We start from the raw sequence: 22,560 nt of genomic DNA, 5'->3' as shown, positions 1-22,560 counted from the left end.
CAATAATTTCAGATCCGCCGCATCCCCGGCCGCGCGATATTCCGCGCGGGCACGATCATCCCGTCGGTCAGCGCCCAGACCAGCGCATCGACCCGGTCAGGGCTGCCGCGCCCCTGGTAGCCGGTCATCGTCATCCGGCACATCTCGTCTTCCAGCGCGTTCAGCCCCGGCATATGCGCCACGCGGCCTTGCTCGTAGAGCGCTGCCACCGGCTCGGCCCGCGCCACTTTCCCGCGAGACGCCCGCACCGATTGCACATTGACCAGCGGGTCGATCGCCCGCACCGCGTCCAGCACGAGGTCGCCGCCCTGGTTGACCTCCGCCACCATCCGCGCGCCCCCGTGTTTCTCATAGGCCGCCACCGCCCGCTCCGCCCATTGATGCGCCGAGACGCCCTGAACCGAGCAATCCTCGATCACCACCGCGTGCCAGCCCTGCGGCGCGCCGTGCTGCACCACGCCAACGACGACGATCCCGCAGGCGTCCGAGCCCGAATGCCCCGTCACCGGCGGATCCACCGCCACCGTGATACGCGCGCCCTCGGGCAGCTCCGTGACCCGTCCCGCCTCCAGGGCGGCCCGATCCCAAAGCGCCCCTTCCATATCCTCGACCAACTCGCCATCCAGCTCCTGCCGACCCAGTTTCGTATCGCCATAGCGCGCCCGCACATCGGCCAGGAACGAATCCGCCAGATAGGCCCGGTTGGCCTCGGTCGGCGCGCTCGTCACGACCGTGTTGTTGCGCGCCAGAAGCTCCTTCAACACCTCCACATTGCGCGGCGTCGTCGTCACCACCTGCCGTGGATCGTCGCCCAGACGCAGCCCGAATTGCAGCATGTCCCAGGTGTCCTCTGCCCGCTTCCACTTGGCCAGCTCATCGACCCAGGCCGCGTCGAATTGCGGGCCGCGCAAAGCCTCCGGGTCATGCGCCGAATAAAGCCGCGCCTCGGCCCCGTTGGGCCAGACCAACATTCGTTCCCCCGCCACCCAGCGCGGGCAGCGGTCGGGCGGAGAGCAGGCCAGTATCCCGCTCTCCCCCTTCACCATCACCGCCAGCGCCTGGTCATAGGTCTCACCCAACAGCGCCACCCGTCGCGCCCGTCCCGGCGCCTCCGGCGTCGCGCCTTCCACCATGGACCGCACCCATTCGGCCCCGGCGCGGGTCTTGCCCGCGCCGCGCCCGCCCAGGATCACCCAGGTCTTCCAGTCGCCCTCCGGGGCCAGTTGATGCGGCAAGGCCCAGAACTCGAAGATCCAGGGTAACGCCGCCAGCGCCTCATCCGGCAGGCTCGCCAGAAACGCCTCCGCCACCTCGGGCGGCTCTGAGGCAATCCAGGCGGCACCCGATTTCAGCGCGCGCCGCGTCGAGGTCGAGGGCACCGGCCCCACCCCTTGCTTGTTCTGCTGCTGCGTCACGTGTCTTCCCCTCGAAACCCATCGCCATCATCAGAGCATGGTTCATCGCCCGAAGGTCCTTGGAGAGATCCGTCCCCGAGACCTCTTGCTCCGCCTTCAGCTTCTCGATCGCACTCTGCAGCACCAATTGTGCCGTCGAAAACGCCGTCTCCGCGCGGCCCAGCATCTTGCGGGCCCACGCTTCTTCCCCATCGGTCAAAATCGTCATAATTGTTTTCCCCGTGCAAAATCCCGCACGAGCAGAAACGAAAAAGCGACCGTCAGGGTCACCCCCGAGGCCGCTTGCCCATTTCTTCCAGCATGTCACAATCTATGCCAGAGACCGTTCGCCAAGTCAATAAGTTTATTACTTTCAAACTGTTAACGACTCTCCCGCACGCTTACACAAAATTAACCCCGGCTTCTTTGTTCCGCAAATATCCCGGGGGGTGTGGGGGGCTGGCCCCCCACCAGGGTCGGTGCCAACGGCACCGAAACCCCTAGTTTTCCTGCGCCGCCCGCTCCGCCTCGATCACCCGCCAGGCAGCCACGTTGCGGTTATGCTCCTCCAGCGTCACGGCAAAGGCATGCCCGCCCGTGCCGTCGGCGACGAAATAGATATATTCCGTCTCGGCTGGATTGACCGCCGCCTCGATCGCCGCGCGGCCCGGATTGGCAATCGGCGTCGGCGGCAGCCCGTCGATCAGGTAGGTGTTCCACGGGTTGTCGGCATTGGCCAGTTCACTGGCCCGGATGCCACGCCCAAGGAACCCCTGCCCCTCGCTCTCGCCATAGATGATCGTGGGGTCGGTCTGCAGCCGGATTCCCTGCTCCAGCCGGTTCACGAAGACGCCCGCGACCTGATCGCGCTCCGAGCTCACGCCCGTCTCCTTCTCGATGATCGAGGCCAGGATCAGCGCCTCCCGCGCGTTTTCCAAGGGCAGGTCCTCGTCGCGTCCGGCCCAGGCCGCGACCAGGATATCGGTCTGCGCCTCGATCATGTCGGCCAGGATCTCCGAAATCGCGGTGCCGCGCGCCACCTCATAGGTGTCCGGGGCCAGCGTGCCCTCCTGCGGCAGGTCTTCGACGTCATCGACCAGGAACTCCGCGCCGCGCATCCCGTTCACGATCTGCCAGACCGTCATCCCCTCGGGCACGACGACGCGATAGACGATGGGTGTGCCGCCCTCGACCAGCGCCGTGTAATTCTCGGGCACCGGCTCATCCGAGCCGAACACCGCCAGGTCGATCTGCTCGCCCCCTCCCGGCAGCCGCTCGCGCAGCCGCATCTCGCCATTGCCCTGGCCACGGATCACATAGGTCGCGGTATAGCGGAAGGTCGATTGCCCGCCCGAGGTGATAATCTCCAGCACCTCCCGCATCGAGGCCCCGGCGGGGATCTCGTAATTGCCGAAACGCAGCTCATCCGCGCGCTCTGTGTAGCGCGCACCGAGCCGGAAGATGACGGGGCTGGAAATGATGCCCGCCGCCGCCAGGTTGTCGCCGACCTCGGCCAGGGACGCGCCGCGCGCGACCTCGAAATAGGCGGCTTCCGCCGCCGGTCCGGGTTCAACGAATTGCCGCTGCCCCCAGGCGATGGCCCCCGCAAAGGCGATCAGCGCCACGATCAGCAGGCTGAACGCATTGGCCGCAATGTGCTTCCACATCAGTCGCTTACCTTGCCCAGGACCAGGCTGGCATTGGTGCCGCCAAAGCCGAAACTGTTCGACAGCGCCACGTCGATCTTGCGCGCGCGCTTGGCGTTCGGGGCCAGGTCCAGAACCGGCTCGACCGCCGGGTTGTCCAGGTTGATCGTCGGCGGCGCGACCTGGTCCCGGATGGCCAGGATGCAGAAGATCGCCTCCACCGCGCCCGCGGCCCCCAGAAGGTGCCCGATCGAGGATTTGGTCGAGGACATGGTCGCGCCCGAGGCCGCGTCGCCCATCAGCCGCTCCACCGCGCCCAACTCGATCGTGTCGGCCATGGTCGAGGTGCCATGCGCGTTGATATAGTCGATATCCTTGGGGTCCACGCCCGCCCGCTCCAGCGCGGCCTGCATCGACCGGAACCCGCCATCGCCATCCTCCGACGGCGCGGTGATGTGATAGGCATCGCCCGACAGGCCGTAGCCCAGAACCTCGGCGTAGATCTTCGCGCCGCGCGCCTTGGCGTGCTCGTATTCCTCCAGCACAACGACGCCCGCGCCCTCGCCCATGACGAAGCCGTCGCGATCCGCGTCATAGGGCCGGCTGGCCTTCTGCGGATCGTCGGGCCGCTTGGTCGACAGGGCCTTGCAGGCGTTGAACCCGGCAATCCCGATCTCGCAGATCGCGGCCTCGGCCCCGCCCGCGATCATCACCTCGGCATCGCCCCACTGGATCAGCCGCGCCGCATCGCCGATGGCATGCGCGCCGGTCGAGCAGGCCGTCACAACCGCATGGTTCGGCCCCTTGAAGCCGTATCGGATCGAGACCTGCCCCGAGATGAGGTTGATCAGCGACCCGGGGATAAAGAAGGGCGACACCCGCCGCGGTCCCTTTTCCTTCAGCAGCACGGCCGTGTCTGCAATCGAGGACAACCCGCCGATGCCTGAGCCGATCATCACGCCCGTGCGCAGCCGGTCCGCCTCATCCTCGGGTGTCCACCCGGCATCGGTGACGGCCTGTTCCGCCGCCGCCATGCCGTAAAGGATGAAATCGTCGACCTTGCGCCGGTCCTTGGGGGCCATCCAGTCGTCGGGGTTGAACGTGCCGCCCGAGCCATCGCCGAGTGGCACTTCGCAGGCATAGGTCGTGGCCAGATGCGACGCATCAAACTTGGTGATCGGCCCGGCCCCGGACTGGCCCTCCAGCAGGCGGCTCCAGGTTTCATCAACTCCGCAGGCCAACGGGGACACCATCCCCAGGCCCGTGACAACAACTCGACGCATCTATTCCGCCCCTTCGCTTCGCAGCTTTTCGTCCCACCCTGATAGCGCCAAGCGGCCCTTGGGGGCAATCCCTTGGGCTCGGCCTGCGCGCGGGAATTCGCCCGTATCCGCGCGCGTGCAAATGCAAAACGGCACCCGCCGGGGGGGTGCCGCAATGGATCTGTCAAAGATCGTGGAACGCCTCAGGAGGCTTCCTTGATGAACTTCACGGCATCGCCGAAGGTCTGGATGGTCTCGGCGGCGTCATCGGGAATCTCGATGCCGAACTCCTCCTCGAAGGCCATGACCAGCTCGACGGTGTCCAGGCTGTCCGCGCCCAGATCGTCGATGAACGAGGCGTTCTCGGTCACTTTCTCTTCTTCGACACTCAGGTGCTCGACAACGATTTTCTTAACGCGGTCTGCGATATCGCTCATCTTTACGATCCTCATCCAGTTTTGCGAAAGTCCCCGATCCCGAGGTCGCCTTCGTTTTTCAATGTGCCGATGCCGGCGGTGGTCGTGGACTATTATAAAAGCCCCTCTACCGACTGACGCAAGAGCGTCCCCCGGCAAAATCTGCGCCGCCTATAGCACATCTCGTTGCGAAGGCAACGGGGCAATTGGCAGATCCCGCCCCGCGCCCGCCATGTTGTCACGGACGAATTCCGCCAGTTCCGCCAGCCCCTGATCGGCCTCGGGCACGCGCCCGCGCATCAGGTGCCAGACATGCGGCACATCCGTCCAGACGCGCAGGTCCGCCATGCCGCCCGCCTCCCGGACCGCCTCGGCCAGCCGCACGCCATCGTCGCGCAGCATCTCGCCCTCGCAAACCTGCACGATCATCGGCGGCAGGCCCGAAACCGCGCCCAGAAGCGGCGACAGGCGCGGGTCCGATGCGTCGCGCCCGTCCAGATAGGCCGCCACCGCGCGGCGCACCCAGGACGCGGGCAGCAGGTGATCCCGCCTGCGGTTTTCCTCCAGCGACGGGGCCGTCCCGCGCAGATCCGTGGCCGGTGAGATCAGCGCCGCGACAGCGGGCATGGGCAGCCCTTCGCGCGCAATATCTTGCAGAAGAACCGCCGCCAGGCAGCCCCCCGCACTGTCACCCGCCACCGCGATGCGGCACGGATCGTGCCCCGCCTCCAGCAGCGCGCGATAGACCGCCAGCACGTCATCGGGCGCGGCGGGAAAGGGGTGTTCGGGGGCCAGGGCGTAATCCGGCAGATAGCCCCTCAGCCCGGTTTCCGCCGCCAGATGCGCCACCAGGTGGCGATAGCTGCGCTGCGATCCCATGACGAACCCGCCGCCATGCAAGAAGAGCAGCACGCCCCCCTCCTCCTGCCCCGCGCGCGTCAGCCAGACCCCCGGAACACCGCCAAGCGCCGCGTCGTCCTCGACCAGGTCACGCGGTCTCTTGTAGAGGAGAAACGCGTTCATCTCGAACGTCATCCGCGACAGCCAGAAGGGCAGCGGCAGGGCCAGCAGGGGTTTCTGCACCGCCCGCGCAACCCCGTTGCTCAGGCGCTGACGCAGCGAGACCATCAGATCATCGCCATGCCGCCATTGACGTGCAGCGTGGTGCCGGTGACATAGCCCGCCTCGGGGGCCGCCAGGTAGAGCACGGCCGCCGCGACCTCCGAGGGTCTCCCCATGCGGCCCGCCGGGATCTGGGTCAGGATCTTGTCCTTCTGATCGTCGGTCAGCTTGTCGGTCATCGCCGTTTCGATAAAGCCGGGGGCCACCGCGTTCACCGTGATCCCGCGCGAGGCGACCTCGTAGGCCAGCGATTTCGACATGCCGATCATGCCCGCCTTGGACGCGGCATAGTTCCCCTGACCGGGATTGCCCGTGGCGCCCACGACCGAGCTGATATTGACGATCCGCCCCCACCGCGCCTTCATCATGCCGCGCAACACGCCCCGGCAAAGCCGCATGGTCGAGGTCAGGTTGACCTCCAGCACAGAGGTCCATTCCTCATCCGACATCCGCATGAAGAGGTTGTCGCGGGTTATCCCTGCGTTGTTGACCAGGATGTCAACCGCGCCCATCGCCTCGGCGGCCTGTTTCGGCAGCGCCTGGACGGCTTCGGCATCGCTCAGGTTGCAGGGCAGCACATGGGCGCGCGCGCCCAGGTCTGCCGCCAGCGCCTCCAGCGGCTCGACCCGCGTGCCCGACAGGCCCACAGTGGCCCCCGCGCCATGCAGCGCGCGCGCGATCTCGGCCCCGATGCCGCCCGACGCGCCGGTCACCAGCGCGCATTTTCCCGTCAAATCAACCATCTCCGCCCTCTTCCTCATCTTGTATGTAAAATTGTCCGGGTCTCAGCCGTTCAGCGTTTCCGCCGCCGCGCGGACCTCGTCCGGCGTGCCGACCGTGCGGGTGGCCAGCGACTTGTCGATCCGCCGAACCATGCCCGTCAGCGCCTTTCCGGCCCCGATCTCCCAGGTCTCGGTCACGCCATGCGCCGCCATCCACAACACGGATTCGCGCCAGCGCACCGCGCCCGTCACCTGGTCGACCAGGTGGTTGCGCAACAGCATGGGCGAGCTTTCGGCATGCGCCGTGATATTGCCCACGACCGGCACGGCGGGGCGCTCGATATCGACATGGCTCAACGCATCGGCCATGACCTCGGCGGCGGGGTCCATCAAGGCGCAGTGGAACGGGGCCGAGACCGGCAGCAAGATCGCGCGTTTCGCCCCTTCCGCCTTGGCCAGCTCCACCGCGCGTTCGACCGCCTCACGGTGGCCCGAAACCACGACCTGCGCCGGGTCATTGTCATTGGCCGCCGTGCAGATCTGGCCCTGCGCGGCGGCTTTCGCCACTTTCTGCGCGGTTGCAAGGTCCAGACCCAACAGCGCCGCCATCGCGCCCTTGCCGACCGGAACCGCCTCCTGCATCGCCTGCCCCCGCGTGCGCAGGAGCCGCGCGGTATCCGCGAGGCTCAACGCCCCCGCCGCACACAGCGCCGAGTATTCGCCAAGCGAATGGCCCGCCACATAGGCTGCCGCCTCGATCGTGACCCCTTCCGATTTCAGCGCCGCCATCGCCGCCATCGACGTCGCCATCAGCGCCGGCTGCGCGTTCCTGGTCAGCGTCAGATCGTCCTGGCTGCCGGTCCAGATCAGGTCCGACAGTTTCTCTCCCAGGGCCTCGTCGACCTCGTCGAAGACGGCCTGCGCGGCGGCATAATCCTGCGCCAGCGCCTGGCCCATGCCGATGGTCTGGGCGCCCTGCCCGGGGAAAAGAAATGCTCTGGTCATGGTCGTGCTGCACCCGAATTTGTTGTTTTGCTGACGCTATCTTGGCTTACGGGGCCCCCGCAAGGCAATGCGTTTCGCAAATCGCCCCGCATCCTAGAATCGCGAATAGCTCGGCACCGGGGGGCCTTCGCCCGGAAACATCTCCACGAAGGAGCGCGGCGCCAGCGCCCGCCAGCTCAGCAGCAGGTGGCCCTGCACCCATCCCAGGCTGACCCGGTCGGGCCGCGCGAACATCTGGTGGCGGGTCTCGATCTCGGGTGTGACAAAGAACACCTCGGGTTCGGCGGCGATCAGGAACGGGCGTTCGACGGGCAGGATACGAAAGCCGGGGGCATCGGTCTGCCGGTCCCACCAGGTCCAGAGTTGCCCATGCGCGGTCAGGCAGGGGCCTTGCGGCCGGTCGGTCTCGACCGTTCCGGGCAGGGCCAGACCCCACGCCAGGTCGCGCAAACCCATCCAATCCAGCGGCGCTATTGCCACCATCCCTCGACCTCCTGTTGCGGGATCGAGGGTAACACCTTTCAGGATGCGGGCACAGGACCGCAAAGGCGCGACAAGTGACGTTACGTCAACTTTTTTGGCCAAATTGTCGACTACCTGCATCCGATCGGGATGGAGCGGACCGGGATCGGCCCGATTCCAGCAGCCGCAGGTTGTGTCAGGCGCGGGCGCGAATCGCCGGGGCGGGCGTCGAGAGGCGATCAGTTCGGGCCACGGCCATTCCCGTTCCCGTTGCCATTCCCGTTCCCGTTCCCGTTCCCGTTCCCGTTGCCGTTTCCGTTGCCGTTCCCATTCCCGTTCCCATTCCCGTTGCCACTGGCGTTCCCGCCCTGCGTGCCAGTGCCGTCCTGGTTGCCGCCCGCGTTCTCGGCGTTGTTGTTAAACTCGGAATTGCCCGGCGCGTCCTGGTCGCCATTGCCGAAGCCGTTATTGCCCTGGCTGCCACCGCCACTGTTGCCGTTGCCATTCCCGTTGCCATTCCCGTTGCCGTTGCCGTTGCCGTTGCCGTTGCCGTTGCCGTTGCCGTTGCCGTTGCCGTTGCCGTTGCCGTTGCCGTTGCCGGGAGATGTCTCTGATCCGCTCCCGCTACCAGCCCCGTTTCCCTGCCCGCCGGAGTTTCCGCCCGACCCTGCGCCCGACGTGCCGTCCTGGTTGCCCCCGGCATTCTCGGCATTGTTGTGGGGCCCGGAATTGCCCGGCGCGTCCTGGTCGCCATTGCCGAAGCCGTTATTGCCCTGGCCGCCGCCATTGCCATTCCCGTTCCCGTTGCCATTCCCGTTGCCGTTGCCCATCCCGTAGCCATCGCCACCACCGGAACCGCCATTGCCGCCACCGGCGGCCTCGGCCAGTTCGTCGCAGATCGGCCAGCAATTGCTGGTGCCGGGCGGCGGGCCCTCCTCGGTGTCGGCCCCCCCGGCCGCATCGGCCCCGTCCGACTCCCCCGAGGGCTCGACGAAGCCGGTCGCCTGCCAATTCGCCATCGACCGATACCCCTCGAAGTCGCTCGAGATGATGCGGCTGCCGTTCAATTCGCCGACGATATAGTCCGACTGACGCTGCATCGCGTCAAAATTCGCGTCCATCGCCGCGACGGTAGAGAATGCGATCGCCGAGGTGAAAACCACGTAATCGGCGGTGACGGCCCCGCTTTCGCAGGACAGGAAGGATGCAAGCGACATGTTCAACACGATTGTTCGTCCCAATCTGGATCATCTGGATTCGGTTGATGAAAATTCGCCTCGAATTGCGCAGAAATCGTGACCGCCGCGTGATCCTTCATGGGCATTCGTGCTGGCCCGCAAAACCTGCTTGATCCCCGCGCCCAGATGGCTATAACGCGGACTTCCTCCGCCGTTGCCCATGCACCGGCGCGGTCTCTCGTGGTCGGGGGGCGGAGGATCAGCCCCGGCCTTTGAAACGCGCCCTGTAAAAAAGACTGGAGAACTCATGCCTCTCTACGAGCATGTGATGATTGCGCGTCAGGATCTGTCCAACACGCAAGCCGAAGGCCTGATCGAACATTTCGGCACCGTCCTTTCGGATAATGGCGGCAAGGTCGTCGATACCGAATACTGGGGCGTCAAGACGATGGCCTACAAGATCAACAAGAACCGCAAGGGCCATTACGCCTTCATCCGCACCGACGCACCCGCGACCGCCGTGCAGGAGATGGAGCGCCTGATGCGCCTGCATGACGACGTCATGCGCGTGCTGACCATCAAGGTCGACGACCACGCCGAGGGCCCCTCGGTCCAGATGCAGAAGCGCGAAGAACGTGGCGACCGCCGCGAACGCCGCTAAGCCAGGGAAGGAACAGACAAGATGGCCGCAAAACCGTTTTTCCGCCGCCGCAAGACCGACCCGTTCGAGGGCGAGAACGCGCCGAAGATCGACTACAAGGACACCCGCCTGCTGCAGCGCTACATCTCCGAGCGTGGCAAGATCGTGCCCTCCCGTATCACCGCCGTTGGGGCAAAGAACCAGCGCGCCCTGGCCCGTGCGATCAAACGCGCGCGGTTCCTGGCCCTGCTGCCCTACGCCGTAAAATAAGGAACCTGACCCATGGACGTTATCCTTCTGGAACGCGTGGCCAAACTGGGCCAGATGGGCGAAGTCGTCTCCGTCAAGGAGGGCTATGCCCGCAATTTCCTGCTGCCGCAGAAGAAAGCCCTGCGCGCCAATGAAACCAACCTGAAGACCTTCGAGAACCAGAAAGCGCAGCTTGAGGCGCAAAACCTGGAGACGAAGGCCGAAGCCGAGAAGATGGGCGAAAAGCTGGCGGGCCAGCAGTTCGTCGTGATCCGCTCGGCCTCGGATGCGGGCGCGCTCTATGGCTCGGTCACCACGCGTGACGCCGCCGATGCCGCCACCGCCGAGGGCTTCACGCTTGACAAGAAGCAGGTCGCGCTGTCGCGCCCGATCAAGTATCTGGGCGTGCATGTCGTGCATGTCGTCCTCCACCCCGAGGTCGAGGTCGACATCGAGCTGAACGTCGCCCGCTCGCCGGAAGAGGCCGAGCTGCAGGCGTCCGGCAAGTCGATCCAGGATCTCGCGGCCGAGGAAGAGGCCGCGGCCGATTTCGAGATCGCGGAGCTGTTCGACGATATCGGCGCGGCTGCCTCGGATGACGAGGACTTGGCCGAAGCGGCGGATATCGACACGGACACATCGGAAGACGGCTCGGGCGACGAGACCGAAGAACAAGCCTGATCCGATCGACCTCAGTGATGAGGGACAGGAAAACCGCGCCTCTCGGGGCGCGGTTTTTTCGTGTCACGGGCTGACGAGAAACGGCCCGCCCCTTTGTGCAAGGGGCGGGCCGCGATGGTGGTCGGCAGGTCGTTACTTGTTGTCACCGCCAGGGGCCGGAGCCGGAGCTGGTGCAGGGGCCGGTGCAGGCGCGGGTTCGGGCGCCGGAGCAGGTGCGGGCGCCGGAGTTGGTGCAGGCGCCGGAGCAGGCGCGGGCGCCGGAGCAGGTGCAGGCGCCGGAGCAGGTGCGGGGGCCGGTGCCGGTGCAGGCGCCGGTGCAGGCGTATCCGTATCCGAACCCGGCGCAGGTGCAAAGCCGCCGCCCGGTGCCGGGGCCGCCCCGCCGACCGGGATCGCTTGCGCCGTCAGGCTGGCCTCGCAAAAGCTGCCATCATAGGAGCCGACCCAGATATCCACGCGGCCATTCAGGTTCTCGGCCCCCGACACGGTCAGGCGCGGGTCGAGATTGCCATTGCTGTCATCATCGAACAGCCAGGTCGTGGTGACCGTGTTGACCAGCAATGTCGCGTCGCAGGCGGACTCGACCGACAGTTCCAGGTCATAATCGTCCATTTGGCTGAGGATCAGGGAAAAGTCCGGCGTGGCCGCGGCGGCACCGACGCCCGGCAGACCGCAATCCGCGACCGAGAATTGACCGCCCGCGACCACGGGCGCTTGCTGCCCGCCGACCAGCTGCGCGCCGGTGAAGCTGTAGGTTTCACCGGGTTGCTCCCAGGTTGGGCAGGCAAAGCCGGCGGCGCTTGTCGCCAGGACGAAGGCGGAGGAGAGGAGAATCGATTTCATTGCAGTGACTCCAGGTAGGGGCTTAAAAACATTGGGGTTAAGGATGGGCCGGAACGTAGGGAAAAGCAATTGGGGACAGATCGGCCCGGTTGGGTTTGGCAAGGCCGGTCCGGCCTTCAGGGGGACGGGCTGGCTTGCGGGTCATTTGCAGTCCGGTCAGGGAATCGGGCCGCAAGGCAGAGGGTAGACTCATGTTCGTGTATATGCAACACGTATCCATCTCCCCTGCCCCGAAAGAAGAAAGGCCGCCCCGATGCGGGACGGCCTTCCTTGCGATCATGGGATCCGGTCTCAGTTGTACCAGGTTTCCATCTCAAGCGTCGCCGAGCAGTTCGAGGTGCCATATGTGCCGACCCAGACGTCGATACGGCCCTGGGTGTTGGCGGTGCCATAGAGGTTGATGCGCGGGTTCGGGTAGCCGGCGCTGTCATCGTCATAGAACCAGGACGCGTTGGCCGAGTTCACCAGCAAGATCGTGTCGCAGGCGGCCTGGGTCACTTCGATCTCGAGGCGGCCATATCCGCTCATGCCGGATGTATAGAACGAGAAATCAGGCTGCGAAATGACATAGCCGGTGTTGTTCCAGCCGCAGTTGCGCAGGTTCTGGTTGCCGCCGGCCGTGACGGAATAGCGGTTGGGGGTGTAGAGATCCTGGCCGGTCACGGAATAGGACGCCCGACCTTGCTGGATCTGGGGACAGGCCACCGCCGCAGCTGAAAGGGACAAAAGAACGAAGAAGGAAGCAATTAGGGTGCGCATTGTAAACTCCATTATTATCATGCAAGGGGACATTAGCCCCCGATTAGTGTCCTGTCTACACGAAAAGTGATCGACCCGTTACTTTTTGTATGTCGTGGCATTGGGGAACGGGGTTCAAAGGAGGATTCTTCAATGATCCCAAGGCATTCCGCCCCCTCACGCTATCGACAAGCGACCGACCGGAAGCTGACGCTGACGTTCACGTCACCGGCCTTGGCAAAGAGTATTATCGAGGCTTGACGCCACGTCCAGAATTTTTTGCCGCCCCGCGCCCGAAACGGAAAAAGGGCCGCCCCGGTCGGAGCGGCCCCTTCCTAAGTTTCCAGCGATCGCCGGTATCAGTTGTACCAGGTCTCCAGTTCCAGCGTGGCCTGGCAGGAGTTGCCGTTATAGGTCCCGACCCAGACATCCAGGCGGCCGTTCAGGTTCGGGCCCGAGGTGATGTTGAGCTCCGGCTGCAGGCTGCCGCCGCCATCATCGTCGAAATGCCAGGTCGTGTTCGGCGTGTTGACCAGGAGGGTCGGATCGCACTGGCTCTCGACCTCGATCTCGAGCCGGCCATACTCCTCCATGCCCGACAGGATGAAGGAATATTGCGGCTGCTGGTTGACATAGCCGCGGCCCTCCATCGGGCAGTCACGCAGGTTGGCGGACCCGCTGGCCGTGACCTGATAGCGCTGCGGGCTGTAGAGCTGCTGCCCGGTCAGGTTGTAGGTCTGGCCCGGCACCTGCCAGGACGGGCACCCGCCCGCCGGGGTCGGCGTGGGCGTGGGCATCGGGGTCGGCGTGGGGGTCGGCGTGGGCGTCGGGGCCTGCGCATAGAAGCTTTCCATGTTCAGCGTTCCCTGACAGGACGTGTTGCCATAGGTGCCGACCCAGATATCGACCCGGCCATTGAGGTTCTGCGCGCCGCGCACCTCCAACTGCGGTTGCAGGCTGCCGGCGCTGTCATCGTCAAACAGCCAGGTGCCGTTCGCCGTGTTCACCAAGAGAAGCGTATCGCAGGAGGCCTGCACATCCGCGACCAGGTAATAGGGGTCCATCCCGCTCATCTCGAAGGAATATTGCGGAACCTGGCTGGCATAGCCGGGATATTGCAGGTTGCAGCTGCGCAGCGAGGCACCGCCCACGGCGGTCACCTGGTAGCTCTGCGGTGTGTAGAGCTGCTGACCGGTGATCGAGTAGTATTGCGGCGCGGGCGCGGCAAAGCTCGGGCACGCGGCGGCGGGTGTCGGCGTCGGCACCGGGGCCGGGGTCGGCGCCGGTGTGGGCGTCGGGGCCGGGGCCTGGGCATACCAGGTCTCCATGTTCAGCGTCGCATCGCAATAGGAGCCGTTATAGGTTCCGACCCAGACATCGACGCGGCCATTGAGGTTCTGCGCGCCGCGCACTTCAAGCCGGGGCTGCAACCCCTCGCTGCTGTCATCGTCGAACAGCCAGGTGGCGTTGGCCGTGTTCACCAGCAGCAGGGAATCGCAGGAGCTGACGACATCCGCGACCAGGTAATACGGGTCCATCCCGCTCAGGTAGAACGAGAAATCCGGGGCCGAGGTGGCATAGCCCGGATAGTTCATGTTGCAGTTGCGCAGCTGGTTCTGGCCACCGGCCACAACGCTGAAGGATTGCGGGCTGTAAAGCTGATCGCCGGTGTAATTATAGGTCGCACCGGTCTGGCTGTAATCCGGGCAGGCAAGCGCCGCGCCGGTGGTTGCGAAAAGGCCAAAAAGGGCTATGGCTAAATATCTCACGGGTTATTTCCTCCAAGAGATTTGGTTGAGATCATGTGGTGATGTTGTCCCAGGATGCCGGCCTCACATGATCCGTTTCTCGACCGACGCGGCCCCGCCTCACTCTCCCGGGGCCGTGGAGCAGACCGATCCGTTGACGAACCGCCCTGCCGTTTCCGATTTCAATTCCTTTCCCGCATCATTGCGTCAGCGAAAGAATGTTTCAAGCGTGAAGCCACCGGGGCAGCATTCGAAGCCCCCCATGGCGCGCGGAGTGTTGGCTGTCATGACAATGGGGTCGGAATGAGGCGCAGGCGCGGGATTTCACCGGCTTTCGGTGAAAGGGCACGGCGCAGGGGCAAGCGGTTCGCATGTCCAATCCTTCCCTGTTCTTGCGGTCCAGTCGCGGGACCGCTCGCGGCCCTCTTGTTCATTTGGTCCGACACCCGGGACGCGGGGGCCCCGTTCACCCGGGGTCCGGTCCATATCGTCGAGGGGCGTGACGCCCCACCTGGCTATAGGTGTCGTAACTGGCGCAAAAGGTTCAAAAATTCTGGCTCAAATATCTGACGGTTCCGGTTTCGTGCCGCAAGGATAACCACCTTACCCCGTATGGGCCTAGAAAAATCGTCTGGGGGCGGACAAAAATTTTGAGCGTTCAGCTGCAAAACGGCATGAAAAAGGGCCGCACCCAACGGCGCGGCCTCAGAGCGGATGCGGTTCGGATTGGAGACCGCGACATCGCGCCCCCCCTATGCTGTCGCATCGCCTCGGCGGCTCGCCTTGCGCATCGGCAGCGATCCCTGTCCCCCCTCTGGCACTTCCGACCGGCTCTTTCTGAGCCCCTTCAGGAGCTCGATCTTGGCAGGGTCGTTCCAGAGAATCTCCAGAAGCCCGACCGCCGCATCGCTCGGGGGCATGACACCCTTTTCGTATTTCTGAAAGGCACGGGGCCCGCCACCGACCAGATTGCCCGCTTCGACCTGCGTCAACCGCAATGACTTGCGGATTTCCCGGACGTGTTCGCCATATGCTTTGCGAAGCTTCGCAAACACTTCGTCACGCTCCGAAAGGTCCGACCCCGAGTGAATCGAGTCGCTGTCATCCTCCGGATACCACCCAGGCACATCCGCGCTTGCACTCAGTGAGCCGAAGGCGACAACCTGTGTCCGGACCTGACGCGTGAGACGCTTGCCGGTGACCGGATGAATACGGGTTTCAGTCATTCGCCCTTCTCCTTGAACGACACCAGTGTGATATCGATAATCGTCTCGCCCGCGAACTTGATGTAGAGATGACGCTCATCCCACCACATGTTGTATGTATCGTGCCAGACGCCGGGAATCGGGGGGCTATGCGCGGGCCGTGAACTCACGAAATCCCCTTCTTCCAAATCTCCGACCGCCTCCACGATGTCCTCAAGCCCGTAGCCGAGCGCGTTTGCCGTCTTCACCGCGGTTCGCGTAATTTCGAGGCTGTCCACATTCCTGAATTTCGACTGGATGGCGTCGAGATCATGATGCCGCTTGCGTTTGACAGTCAATATACACCTTCAAGGTCACTTTTCAAGTCACTTCCCCCCACGTCGCACAGTATTGCGACGGTCGCTGTCAGAAAAGACTGAACTCTTCGGAAAAGCGAGCCCTGGACGCCGGAGCGTCTTCAAGAAACAAATGGGGGCCGCACCCAACGGCGCGGCCCCTGTTCTTCCGTCGCTGACCTCGCAGATCAGGCCGTTTCGTCGTCGTCCAGCGCCTCGATCGCCTTTTGCAGGTCTTCCTTCGAGACCTCCTTGTCGGTGATCTCGGCCATCTCGAAGACGTAATCGACGACCTTGTCCTCGAAGAGCGGCGCGCGCAACTGCTGCTGTGCGGCCTGGTTTTGCTGGATGAACTCGAAGAACTGGCGCTCCTGGCCCGGATATTGCCGCGCCTGGTTCATGATCGCCTGGGTCATCTCGGCGTCGCTCACCTGCACGTCGTTCTTCTGGCCAAGCTCGGCCAGCAGAAGACCAAGGCGCACGCGGCGTTCGGCCAGTTTCCTGTGCTCGTCGGTGGGCTCGACCTCGGGGTGGTCATGGCCCTCGACATCGGGGTTTTCCTCGTGCCACAGCTGATGCGCGATCTGGCCTGCTTCGGCCTCGACCAGGCTCGGCGGCAGGTCGAAGCTGACGGCCTCGTCCAGCTTGTCCAGCAGGTTGCGCTTCATCACGGCGCGGGCGGTCCCGGCATATTCGGATTTCAGGCGTTCCTCGATCTGGCCGCGCAGGGCGTCCAGGCTTTCGGCGCCGAACTGCTTGGCCAGATCGTCGTTCAGCTCCGCCTTGGCGGGGGCCTTCACGTCCTTGATCTTGCACTCGAAGACGGCGGCTTTGCCGGCCAAATGCTCGGCGCCGTATTCCTCGGGGAAGGAGACCTCGACGTTCTTCTCGTCACCCGCCTTGGTGCCGATCAACTGCTCCTCGAAGCCGGGGATGAAGCTGTTCGAGCCGAGCGTGAGGGGGTAATCCTCGGCGGCCCCGCCTTCGAACGCCTCCCCATCGACCTTGCCGAGGAAGTCGATCACGACCTGGTCGCCCTCTTCCGCCGCGCCGTCCTTGGCCTCGAAATTCTGTGCCGACTCGGCCAGACCGTCCAGCGCTTCCTGCACGTCGGCCTCGGCCGGGGTCACGACCATCTTCTCCAGCGAGATCGCCTTGAAATCGACCTCGGGGATCTCGGGCAGCTTTTCATAGGTCATCGAGACGACGACATCGTCGCCCTCTTTCCAATCCTCGTTGACCATCTTGACCTCGGGCTGCATCGCCGGGCGGTCGCCGGTTTCCTCAAGGTGGCTCTGCATCGCGCCATCGACGCTTTCCTGCATCGCCTCGCCGATGAGGCGCGGGCCGAACTGTTTCTTGAGCAGCGCCATCGGCACCTTGCCCTTGCGAAAGCCCTTCATCTCGATTTCGGGCTGCGCCTCGGCCAGTTTCTCATCGACCTTGGCGGCCAGCTCGTCGCCGGTGATGGTGATCTCGTAGCCGCGCTTGAGGCCGTCGTTGGTTGTCTCGGAAACCTGCATTGCAATCCCTATAGCTCATGGGCGGGGCCCCTGCCCCGCGAACGTCAATTTCGCGGTCTTCTATGCGTGTGCGCCCAGGCGTGCAAGGGTCATTCGGGGGATTTGGCCGATAGGCGGGCCGCGCCTAGCAGACAACCATCACCGGCTCGTCCAGCGTGACCGTGATCCCGCGCGCGCGCAGGCGGGCGATCTGCGCCTGCAAGGCGGGGGTGTCGAACTCGGTCAAGGACAGCTCGCGCAGGCGCGGCAGGGTCTCGAACACGCTCAGATCGGTCAGGCCGGTATTGTCCAGATGCACCGTGCGCAGGGCCGGATGGCCGCGCAGCGCCTCCAGCGTCAGGCCCTCTCCCGGCAGGGTCAGGTTCAGACGCTCCAGCCGCGGCAGATCGGCGATAAATCCGAGATCGGTCAGGTTGCCGCCGCCCACGGCCAGCTCGCGCAGGCCGGTCAGCCCGCCGATGGCGCCATGGTCGCGCGCGGGCAGCCATTGCGCGTGCAGCACCGTCAGGTCGGGGAATGCGGCAAGGCCGGAAAGATCAGTGACCGCGCTGCTGCCGATATGCAATTCGCGCAACTGCCGCATCGGGGCGATCTGCCCGAGATCCGAGAAATCCGTGTAGCTGATCATCAGGGCGGTGATGTGATCCATCTCCGCAAGCACCGAATAGTCGCGCAGGCTGGCCCCGTCGAGGTTGAGCCGGTCGCAGGCCCCGGCCTCGCACGCCGCGAGCCGGTCGGCCCCAAGCTGCTGACTGGCGCGTGTGGCGGTGTTGCCGGTGGCCTGGCAGGCCATGAGCAGCGCGGCGGCAAGCCCGAGCGCGGGAAAGGTGGCAAGGCGATGGGTCATGTGCGGGATGTCCTGAAGAGATATGGCTTTCAGGTTGGTCGCGCGGCAGGCGGCTTGCGTTCAATCGGCCTTGCGCTCGGTCCGCAACTCGCCCGTCATCAGCACCGGGGCCGCATCGAAGCCGCGCGCGTCCAGCATGTCGGCCACACGCTCCAGCGAGGCGACAAGCTGCGCCTGTTCCCAATCCGCGAGGTCGAGGAATTTCCGCGCATAGCGCTGCTGCAACGCGTCGGGCGCCGCGCCCAGGCGGTCATGCCCGTCGCGCGTGACCGTCACGTTGACCTGCCGCCGGTCCTGTTCCGAGGGCACCCGCTCCACCAACCCCTGTGCCACCAGCTTGTCGACCAGCGCCGAGACCGTGGCCTGGCTGACGCCCATCTGCGTGGCCAGCGCCTTGGGCGTGGCGCTGTCACGCGCATCGACGATCTGAAGCACCCGCAATTGCGCCGGGGTCAGACCGACCGCATTGGCCAGGTCGCGCGCATAAAGCTCGGTCGCGCGCAGGATCCGCCTGAGCGCGACAAGGGTTTCGTCCATGCGGGTGTTGGCATCCCTGGTCATGAAAAAAACCTTGGCACAGGCCCCTTGACCCCGCAATCCTTGATCGCATCGCACCCCTTCGCCTTACGAAGCACCGGGGCGCTGCAAGAAAATATCCGGAACGATCAACATTTGCCCGAAAAACCACATTACAAGCAAAAATGAGCAAATATGTTGTTATCCGGCCTTTAAGGTTGATCTATGGCTCACATCGCATTACTTAGCCTTCCGAAGCAATAAGGATGCAAAGACACATGCCAGAGACCAGTGACATCAGCCGACCCCGCAAGCCCCTCCTGCGCAAACCTGAATCGGAGGACGGGGCCGCGATCTGGGAGCTTGTGCGCGACTGCAAGCCGCTGGATGAGAACTCGATGTACTGCAATCTGGTCCAGGCCGACCATTTCGCGGACACCTGCGTGGTCGCCGAACTGGATGGCGAGATCGTCGGCTGGATTTCCGGCCACATGATCCCCGATCAGGACGAACTCTTTGTCTGGCAGGTCGCCGTCAGCCCCAAGGCCCGTGGCCTGGGTCTGGGCAAGACCATGCTGCTCGACCTGACCCGGCGGGATGTTTGCGACGGGGCGACCCATCTCAAGACCACGATCACCAAGGACAACGCCGCCTCCTGGGGACTGTTTCGGGGCTTTGCGCGCGCCATCGGCGGCGAGCTCAGCGATACGCCCCATTTCAAGCGCGACATTCATTTCGAGGGCCGCCACGACACCGAACACATGGTGTCGATCACGCTGCCGCGTGAAGGCGACCTCAAGCGCGCGGCCTGATCCAGGCCCTCCTGCGCGCACTTCACCCTCCCAATTCTGACTTAATCCTTGAAAGGACATGACAATGCCCAAGGACATGATGACCGACGTTTCGATCTATGACCGCCGCGAAAGCGCCGCCCGCTCCTATTGCCGGGGGATGCCCGCGAGCTTCGCCACCGCGAAAGGATCCGAAGTGACGGATGAGACAGGCCGCACCTGGATCGACTTCCTCGCCGGCTGCTCCTCGCTGAATTACGGCCATAACGACCCCGACATGAAGGCCGCCCTGATCGAGCATATCTCAAATGACGGGATCGCCCACGGGCTGGACCTGCACACCGATGCCAAATCCGCCTTCCTGGAGGCGTTCGAGCAGCACATCCTGGCCCCGCGCGGCATGGATCACCGGGTGATGTTCACCGGCCCGACCGGCGCCAATGCCGTCGAGGCCGCGATGAAGATCGCGCGCAAGGTGACGGGCCGCACCAATATCATCGCCTTCACCAACGGCTTTCACGGCGTGACCATGGGCGCGCTGGCCGCGACCGGCAACGGCTATCACCGGGGCGGGGCCGCGATGCCGCTGGAGGGCGTCACGCGGATGCCCTTCGACGGCTTCTTCGGCGACGGCACCGACACGGCCGCACAGCTTGAGACCATGCTCGGCGATGCCTCAGGCGGCATCGACGCGCCCGCCGCGATCCTGCTGGAAACCGTGCAGGGCGAAGGCGGTCTGAACGCCGCCAGCGCGCCTTGGGTCAAACGCATCGCCGGGATTGCGAAGAAACACGGCGCGCTGCTGATCATCGACGACATCCAGGCCGGTTGCGGTCGCTGCGGCACCTTCTTCTCGTTCGAGGAGATGGGCGTGACCCCCGATATCGTGACCATGGCGAAATCCGTCTCGGGCTTCGGCCTGCCGATGGCGATGGTGCTGGTGCGCCCGGACCATGACGTGTTCGGCCCCGCCGAGCATAACGGCACCTTCCGGGGCAACACCCACGCCTTCGTCACCGCCCGCGTCGCGATCGAGAAATTCTGGGCCGATGACCGGTTCCAGAAAGAGCTGAGCGAGAAGGCGCAATTGATCGAGGACGCGCTGTCGGACCTGGCCAACATGGTGCCTGGCGCGCGCCTCAAGGGCCGTGGGCTGATGCGCGGCGTCGATGTCGGCTCGGGCGAGCTGGCCGGGGATATCTGCGCGCGTGCCTATGAACAGGGCCTGATCATCGAGACCTCGGGCAGCGACGGCCAGGTCGTCAAGGTGCTGGCCCCGCTGACCACCCCGAAAGAGACCTTCGCCAAGGGCTTCAACATCCTTCTCGACGCCGCCGACAAGGTGCTGGCGGCGCGGACCACCATCGCAGCGGAGTAAGCAACATGATTGTCAGGGATTTCAACAAGATCATCGAAAACGAACGCGACCGCGTGGTGTCGGATGCCGACTGGACCAGCATCCGGATGCTGCTGGCCGACGACAAGATGGGCTTTTCCTTCCACATCACCTTCCTCAACGAAGGCTCGGAACACACGTTCGAATACAAGAACCACTTCGAGAGCGTCTATTGCATGAAGGGAAAGGGCTCGATCACCGATCTGGCCACCGGCGAGACGCATGAGATCGTGCCGGGCGTGATGTATGCGCTGGACAAGCACGACCGCCACACGCTGCGCGCCGAGGAGGAGCTGGTGATGGCCTGCTGCTTCAACCCGCCCGTGACCGGCACCGAGGTGCATCGCGAAGACGGCTCCTATGCCGTGCCCGAGGAGGCCTGAGATGAGCCATACGGTCGAGAAGATCGGCGGCACCTCGATGTCGCGCCTGTCGGAGCTGCGCGAGACCCTGTTTATCGGGGATCGTGAGCCGTCCGACATCTACAACCGCATCTTCGTGGTCTCGGCCTTCGCAGGGATCACCAACCTGCTGCTGGAACACAAGAAATCAGGCGAATTGGGGGTCTACGCGCTCTTTGCCAATGCCGATAGCAACCATGAATGGCAGGACGCGCTGGACGGTGTCGCGGAGGCGATGAAATCCGCGCATCGCGAGATCCTGAGCCATGGCGGCGACATCCAGCAGGCCGACATGTTCGTCGAGGACCGCATCCTGGGCGCGCGCAACTGCCTGATCGACCTGCAACGGCTGTGCTCCTACGGGCATTTCCGACTGCCCGAGCATATGGGCCATATCCGCGAGTTGCTTTCGGGCCTGGGCGAGGCACATTCCGCCTTTGTCACCACCTTGATGCTGCAACGCCACGGCGTCGAGGCGCGGCTGGTCGACCTGACCGGCTGGCGCGACGAGGGCGACGTGAGCCTGGAGGCGCGCATCACCGACGCCTTCAAGGGGATCGACCCCGCGACGGAAATGCCCATCGTGACCGGCTATGCGCAATGCGTCGAGGGCCTGATGCGCGAGTTTGACCGCGGCTATTCCGAGATCACCTTCAGCCACCTTGCCGCGCTGACCGGCGCGCGCGAGGCGATCATCCACAAGGAGTTTCACCTCTCCTCGGCCGATCCCAAGCTGGTCGGTGTCGATGCCGTGCGCAAACTGGGCCGGACCAATTACGACGTGGCCGATCAGCTGTCGAATATGGGGATGGAGGCGATCCACCCCAATGCCGCCAAGGCGCTGCGTCAGGCCGGTGTGCCCCTGCGCGTCACCAACGCGTTCGAACCGGGCGATCCCGGCACGCTGATCGACGACCAGGCCGCCGACGGCTCTGCCGCCGAGATCGTCACCGGGCTGGAGATCGTCACGCTGGAAGTGTTCGAACAGGACATGGTCGGCGTGAAGGGCTATGATGTCGGCATCCTGGAGATCCTCAAGCGCCACAATGTGCGCATCGTGTCGAAGGTCTCGAACGCCAACACGATCACCCATTACCTCGATGCCTCGCTCAAGACGATGCGACGGGTGGAGCGGGACATCTCCAAGCTCTTCCCGGCCGCCGAGATCGCCACCCGGCGGCAGGCCGTCGTGTCAGTCATCGGGCGCGACCTGCGCGGGCTGTCGATCCTGTCGCGGGGGTTGCGGGCGATCGCGGATGCAGGCTTCGAGGCGATCGGGGCCAGCCAGGGCCCGCGCAACGTGGACGTGCAGTTCCTGATCGAGCGCGACGCGCTGGAACCGGTGATCAAGACGCTGCATTCGACGCTGATCGAAGAGGCAACCGCGCCGCAGCTCTCGCGCGCTGCGTAATCTCTGCCTCGGGCGGCGGGGGGGCTGCT

General features: G+C 64.7%; 24 protein-coding genes. 7 read left to right on the top strand and 17 right to left on the bottom strand.

Translation table 11 applies throughout. The annotated features are described in order from the left end of the window. Positions 1-8: 8 nt before the first annotated feature. The 9 genes from HNS34_RS02515 to HNS34_RS02475 all read right to left on the bottom strand — a co-directional run bounded on the left by HNS34_RS02515 (position 9) and on the right by HNS34_RS02475 (position 9,246). Entirely contained in the window at positions 9-1,352 is a 1,344-nt protein-coding gene (locus HNS34_RS02515; protein ID WP_172317915.1) for a DNA-packaging protein, read from the bottom strand. 542 nt (positions 1,353-1,894) lie between these two features. Continuing rightward, positions 1,895-3,061 carry an endolytic transglycosylase MltG gene (mltG, locus tag HNS34_RS02510; RefSeq protein WP_172317610.1) on the bottom strand — a complete coding sequence of 389 codons (1,167 nt, stop codon included), beginning with the start codon at positions 3,059-3,061 and terminating at the stop codon, positions 1,895-1,897. Then, positions 3,061-4,323 carry a beta-ketoacyl-ACP synthase II gene (gene fabF / locus HNS34_RS02505; protein WP_172317608.1) on the bottom strand — a complete coding sequence of 421 codons (1,263 nt, stop codon included), beginning with the start codon at positions 4,321-4,323 and terminating at the stop codon, positions 3,061-3,063. Before fabF ends, mltG begins: the two co-directional genes overlap by 1 nt. Before the next feature lie 182 nt (positions 4,324-4,505). Continuing rightward, positions 4,506-4,739 carry an acyl carrier protein gene (locus HNS34_RS02500; RefSeq protein WP_172317607.1) on the bottom strand — a complete coding sequence of 78 codons (234 nt, stop codon included), beginning with the start codon at positions 4,737-4,739 and terminating at the stop codon, positions 4,506-4,508. A 150-nt stretch (positions 4,740-4,889) separates the two neighbouring features. Then, positions 4,890-5,846 (bottom strand): alpha/beta hydrolase, encoded by a 957-nt coding sequence (locus HNS34_RS02495; protein WP_172317606.1) that lies wholly within the window; start codon positions 5,844-5,846, stop codon positions 4,890-4,892. Then, complete coding sequence (gene fabG / locus HNS34_RS02490; protein ID WP_172317605.1) at positions 5,846-6,583, bottom strand: 3-oxoacyl-[acyl-carrier-protein] reductase; 738 nt, start codon at positions 6,581-6,583, stop codon at positions 5,846-5,848. Before fabG ends, HNS34_RS02495 begins: the two co-directional genes overlap by 1 nt. A 42-nt stretch (positions 6,584-6,625) precedes the next feature. Further along, entirely contained in the window at positions 6,626-7,567 is a 942-nt protein-coding gene (gene fabD / locus HNS34_RS02485; protein ID WP_172317604.1) for an ACP S-malonyltransferase, read from the bottom strand. 93 nt (positions 7,568-7,660) lie between these two features. Then, positions 7,661-8,050 carry a hypothetical protein gene (locus HNS34_RS02480; protein ID WP_172317603.1) on the bottom strand — a complete coding sequence of 130 codons (390 nt, stop codon included), beginning with the start codon at positions 8,048-8,050 and terminating at the stop codon, positions 7,661-7,663. A gap of 218 nt (positions 8,051-8,268) precedes the next feature. After that, complete coding sequence (locus tag HNS34_RS02475; RefSeq protein WP_172317602.1) at positions 8,269-9,246, bottom strand: hypothetical protein; 978 nt, start codon at positions 9,244-9,246, stop codon at positions 8,269-8,271. Between the two features lie 268 nt (positions 9,247-9,514). On the opposite strand from HNS34_RS02475, the gene rpsF reads away from it, so the two are divergent. From rpsF to rplI, 3 genes are read left to right on the top strand one after another with little or no spacing between them, the layout of a single operon-like run. Beyond that, entirely contained in the window at positions 9,515-9,868 is a 354-nt protein-coding gene (rpsF, locus tag HNS34_RS02470) for a 30S ribosomal protein S6 (RefSeq protein ID WP_172317601.1), read from the top strand. Positions 9,869-9,889: 21 nt separating this feature from the next. Further along, positions 9,890-10,117, top strand: a complete 228-nt coding sequence (gene rpsR / locus HNS34_RS02465) for a 30S ribosomal protein S18 (RefSeq protein ID WP_172317600.1) — start codon at positions 9,890-9,892, stop codon at positions 10,115-10,117. Positions 10,118-10,129: 12 nt separating this feature from the next. Then, positions 10,130-10,777: a 50S ribosomal protein L9 gene (rplI, locus tag HNS34_RS02460; RefSeq protein WP_172317599.1), complete on the top strand. Its 648-nt coding sequence runs from the start codon at positions 10,130-10,132 to the stop codon at positions 10,775-10,777. 132 nt (positions 10,778-10,909) lie between these two features. Here rplI and HNS34_RS20530 read toward each other — a convergent pair whose 3' ends face one another. From HNS34_RS20530 to HNS34_RS02415, 8 genes are all read right to left on the bottom strand, one after another. Beyond that, positions 10,910-11,620: a hypothetical protein gene (locus HNS34_RS20530; protein ID WP_214647394.1), complete on the bottom strand. Its 711-nt coding sequence runs from the start codon at positions 11,618-11,620 to the stop codon at positions 10,910-10,912. Positions 11,621-11,911: 291 nt separating this feature from the next. Then, the gene (locus HNS34_RS02450) at positions 11,912-12,379 is read right to left on the bottom strand and encodes a hypothetical protein (protein WP_172317598.1); all 468 of its coding nucleotides are present in this window, start codon (positions 12,377-12,379) and stop codon (positions 11,912-11,914) included. Positions 12,380-12,717: 338 nt separating this feature from the next. Further along, entirely contained in the window at positions 12,718-14,127 is a 1,410-nt protein-coding gene (locus HNS34_RS20635; protein WP_235952585.1) for a cupredoxin domain-containing protein, read from the bottom strand. A gap of 731 nt (positions 14,128-14,858) precedes the next feature. Then, positions 14,859-15,332, bottom strand: a complete 474-nt coding sequence (locus HNS34_RS02435; RefSeq protein WP_172317597.1) for a type II toxin-antitoxin system MqsA family antitoxin — start codon at positions 15,330-15,332, stop codon at positions 14,859-14,861. Further along, complete coding sequence (locus HNS34_RS02430; RefSeq protein WP_172317596.1) at positions 15,329-15,649, bottom strand: type II toxin-antitoxin system MqsR family toxin; 321 nt, start codon at positions 15,647-15,649, stop codon at positions 15,329-15,331. The genes HNS34_RS02435 and HNS34_RS02430 overlap by 4 nt, the downstream gene beginning before the upstream one ends. A 185-nt stretch (positions 15,650-15,834) precedes the next feature. After that, the gene (tig, locus tag HNS34_RS02425) at positions 15,835-17,169 is read right to left on the bottom strand and encodes a trigger factor (RefSeq protein ID WP_172317595.1); all 1,335 of its coding nucleotides are present in this window, start codon (positions 17,167-17,169) and stop codon (positions 15,835-15,837) included. Between the two features lie 124 nt (positions 17,170-17,293). Then, positions 17,294-18,016 carry a leucine-rich repeat domain-containing protein gene (locus HNS34_RS02420; RefSeq protein ID WP_172317594.1) on the bottom strand — a complete coding sequence of 241 codons (723 nt, stop codon included), beginning with the start codon at positions 18,014-18,016 and terminating at the stop codon, positions 17,294-17,296. A 60-nt stretch (positions 18,017-18,076) separates the two neighbouring features. Beyond that, entirely contained in the window at positions 18,077-18,577 is a 501-nt protein-coding gene (locus HNS34_RS02415; RefSeq protein WP_172317593.1) for a MarR family winged helix-turn-helix transcriptional regulator, read from the bottom strand. A 233-nt stretch (positions 18,578-18,810) separates the two neighbouring features. On the opposite strand from HNS34_RS02415, the gene ectA reads away from it, so the two are divergent. From ectA to HNS34_RS02395, 4 genes are all read left to right on the top strand, one after another. Further along, positions 18,811-19,344 (top strand): diaminobutyrate acetyltransferase, encoded by a 534-nt coding sequence (ectA, locus tag HNS34_RS02410; RefSeq protein WP_235952584.1) that lies wholly within the window; start codon positions 18,811-18,813, stop codon positions 19,342-19,344. 64 nt (positions 19,345-19,408) lie between these two features. After that, entirely contained in the window at positions 19,409-20,701 is a 1,293-nt protein-coding gene (ectB, locus tag HNS34_RS02405; protein WP_172317591.1) for a diaminobutyrate--2-oxoglutarate transaminase, read from the top strand. A 5-nt stretch (positions 20,702-20,706) separates the two neighbouring features. Beyond that, positions 20,707-21,102 (top strand): ectoine synthase, encoded by a 396-nt coding sequence (locus HNS34_RS02400; protein ID WP_172317590.1) that lies wholly within the window; start codon positions 20,707-20,709, stop codon positions 21,100-21,102. 1 nt (position 21,103) lies between these two features. Further along, entirely contained in the window at positions 21,104-22,531 is a 1,428-nt protein-coding gene (locus tag HNS34_RS02395; protein ID WP_172317589.1) for an aspartate kinase, read from the top strand. Positions 22,532-22,560: the final 29 nt, after the last annotated feature.

The sequence above is a fragment of the Alterinioella nitratireducens genome (genome assembly GCF_013155465.1).
GTDB classification, from domain to species: domain Bacteria; phylum Pseudomonadota; class Alphaproteobacteria; order Rhodobacterales; family Rhodobacteraceae; genus Alterinioella; species Alterinioella nitratireducens.
The sequence above is the reverse complement of the archived record's forward strand: the minus strand, read 5'-3'. Positions and strand labels throughout refer to the sequence as shown.